Raw genomic sequence first — 3,205 nt, forward strand, 5'->3', positions numbered from 1 at the left:
TCGCCAGGCGACGGCACGTTGGTGAACAGCGACGCGATCGTCGTCGAACCGAAGGCGAACGCCGTGCCGTCGACGTCGGTGTCGGACTGCACCCCGGCGGTCTCGTCGTGGCGCACCGATGCCGTGCCGCTCGTCACGGCCGTGATTGTCGGCCCGTCATCGTCGAACTTGACGAGCAGGCCGATGTCGTTGCCGGAGTCGGTGGCGGTGTCGCCGTCGCCGTCGGTACGGGTGACGCTCATCTGCACTGCGCCCGACGCCAGCGTGATTGTCTCATCGTACGAGGCGCCGCCGGTCGGATGCTTCAACGACAGATACTGGGCGAGGAAGACCTCGCCTGTGGTCGCGTTCGTCGCCAGCGCGAAAGCCACCGTACCGGCGGGATCGGCGGTGTCACCTCCCGTGTTCTCGGTGCCGACCCTGCCGAGAATCAGGCCTGCGGCGCTGCCAGTGCCGTTGTACAAGAAGATTTTAGTGCCCGCGGTTGTCTCGACCCCCGAGTCGGTGCCGTTGTTGACGCTTAACGCATAGCTGAGTTCCTGCGCCGCCGGCCCATCGGCCCCGGCGCTGCCCGTCACGGTCAGCAGCGAAGCGGTGCTGCGGGCGAAGCCGATTGCGCCGGTACCTGCCACATCCGGATCGTCGCCAGGCGACGGCACGTTGGTGAACAGCGACGCGATCGTCGTCGAACCGAAGGCGAACGCCGTGCCGTCGACGTCGGTGTCGGACTGCACCCCGGCGGTCTCGTCGTGGCGCACCGATGCCGTGCTCGCGACCGCGGTGATCGACGGCCCGTCATCGTCGAACTGGAGTTGCGTGCCGGCAAACTCGCTCGCGCCCGTGCTGCTCAAGATCGTGAATCCGCCGATGTCGAGGGTGATGTTCGAACCCGGCCCCTTCGTCGGTTGAACGTTTTCGATCAGCACCCGAGTGTGGGCGCTGGTGGTGGTGTAGGAGACGACATCCCCGTTCTTGACACCCGAGATGACCGCCGTATCGCCGCTGAGATTTGCAGCGACCACAGCGCCATTGATCTTGACCTCTGTGATGTTGACCGTGACGTCATCAGCAAATCCCTCGACAAAACCTGTACCTGTTTCGCCCGCGGCGCCGTTTGGATCATTGAAGGCGGTAATCTTGACTGTGACTGTGTTACCGGTCGGGTTGACCTGAGCGACCGTGAACGAGGCCGCGGTGACGCCTGAGGTATAGCCGCTAAACTGGATGTTGCTTTCGTGGTCGGCCTCCGTTGAGTCGAGACCTTGGGGCGGGTGCGGATCTTGTTGTGGGGCTACCGTGAAATCTTCGGCCGGATTGTCGACGAAAGTGAAACTTAGGCCATTGCCCGGCCCGAGATGCTGGCCGTTCACTCCAACAGTCGCGTGGGGTCCGGCCTGGCTGCTGCTGACTGTGTCGCCAGTATGGTCATTGTCCTCGGTGTTCGGGTCGGGGGCACGCCCGGTCACCACGATGCCCGAGGTGCTGACGCCCGCGGGATTGTTGCCGAACATCATGAACTCGTTGGCGCCCGATGGCGCATTGTCGAAGGAGAAGGTCGTTTGCTGGGTTGCCGCGACCTTGAGCTTATTGTCGAGATTGACAGTGAAATCGAAATCGTTGGTAGTGTCCGGGTGCTTCAGCGGCTCGAAGAGTGCGATCCAGAACTTGCCGCCAGTGATTAGGGAATTGGTCGTGGTCTCTTCGACGTAGATCGCAAATACGATGGCGCCGCTCGGATCCGCCACCCCTCCGACGGTGCCCTCCCGGCCGAGGACGACGTTGTCGTTGTTGGGGTCGGCGTAGAGGAAGATCTCTCTGCCCTCGAGGGTGAAAAGCCCGCTGGCGTCCCCGTTGAGCGCACCGTTGGTCGGATCGACGAAGCCGAGGCCATTGACGGTAAAGCCAGAGTCAGGCGTGACGGACAGATCATCGCCCCCTCCGCCAGCGACCTGAATCGCATTCGCGAGGTTGGCTCCCGCGTTGCTGAACGCTGTCGAGACATTCGACGGCACGTCGACTAGCGCGATATCGCTATCCTGCGGGCTAGCCGTTTCGTCGATTTTCGTGCTTCCGAAAACATTGATGGTCAGTGCCATTGCGATTCTCCCTGGTTTCAATGCGGCTGGCGCTGTAATCGGCCCAACGCCCGGCAACCGGCCGCACGGACGCACATCCGCCGGCCGGAGCCGGCGCTGCGCGCCATCGTTAAAAGGAAACTGGAGTTCTGGATTGACTCACGGGGTAGAGGGTGTGGGAGGGGCCGTCGCTACGCCTCCATCCATGCCCCGTCAGGCAATTCTGGGCGGATGCGTCCTATGCGCATCGGTGACCCACCAACGGCGGGCACCAAGGATCGACAATGAGGGCATACTCAACCCCGCCCCTCTTCAACAGGCATTGACTGCCTGTACGCCTCCCGCTCAAAAACATGAGCACGAAAACTTTACGCTTATTTGTGGAAAGTTCAAATCGGACTGTTGCCTTTTAACAAAAGGTGTGAATCAGGAAATGGTCCCTTCATGCAGGGGACTTTTGTCCCTCTCCCTCGAACCATTTGAAATCAAACGAGAATACAGCCAATCAAATCAAGGGGTTTGATTGTGACACCTGCATTGGCAATGAAATAGGTCTAATGCAGACGAAAATCGCCAGCAGGGTTCATAGGTTTGGCGTGTGCAATCGTGTGCACGCGGGCGGCGGCTCTATGGCTCGCTAGAGGGACTGGACAGTTCATTGTCGACCTTATTGGCCCAGTCGATGGGCAACTCGCGGTGAGGCATCGCCTGGGTTGAAGTTTCCGCGCCTCGCCTCATCCCAAATTGCGGGTGCATGTTCGACTCATGGCAAGCGCCCCAGACGAAAACCTTGGCGCTCTTGATCCATGATACTTGCCCGGTGGCGTAGGCCTCTTGAAGCGCGCCAGGACGATCGGAGCCATTGGGTAACACCGCGCCAGCTCGGCGGCGCGGGCGCCCAAGGCTGGCAAGAATTCAGCGTCGACCAGTATGAGGCAGACGGGCTGCAGGAATATCGCGCAGCGGCTTCCATGCTCGCGGCCTGCTCCACGAGGGAAATTGCCTCTCGATTGCGTCCACTATGGCCGCCCCTTTTTTGCAGAACTTGGCGCACACAACCTTGTCGGGCCGCTTGCGCAGACTTCCTTGACCCGGGTGTGAGGCGGCCCGGCGCCTGTGGCGCGTTGGGG

The 3,205-nt window shown here is 61.4% G+C and carries 1 protein-coding gene; it reads right to left on the minus strand.

Translation table 11 applies throughout. The features are described from left to right. Nucleotides 1-2,096: DUF5801 repeats-in-toxin domain-containing protein (locus tag EOA27_RS28990; RefSeq protein ID WP_127257834.1), on the minus strand; the 2,096-nt coding region annotated here is incomplete at its 3' end. Nucleotides 2,097-3,205 lie beyond the last annotated feature (1,109 nt).

Origin of the sequence: Mesorhizobium sp. M2A.F.Ca.ET.037.01.1.1 (assembly GCF_003998075.1) — a bacterium.
In the GTDB taxonomy this organism is placed as follows: Bacteria; Pseudomonadota; Alphaproteobacteria; order Rhizobiales; family Rhizobiaceae; genus Mesorhizobium.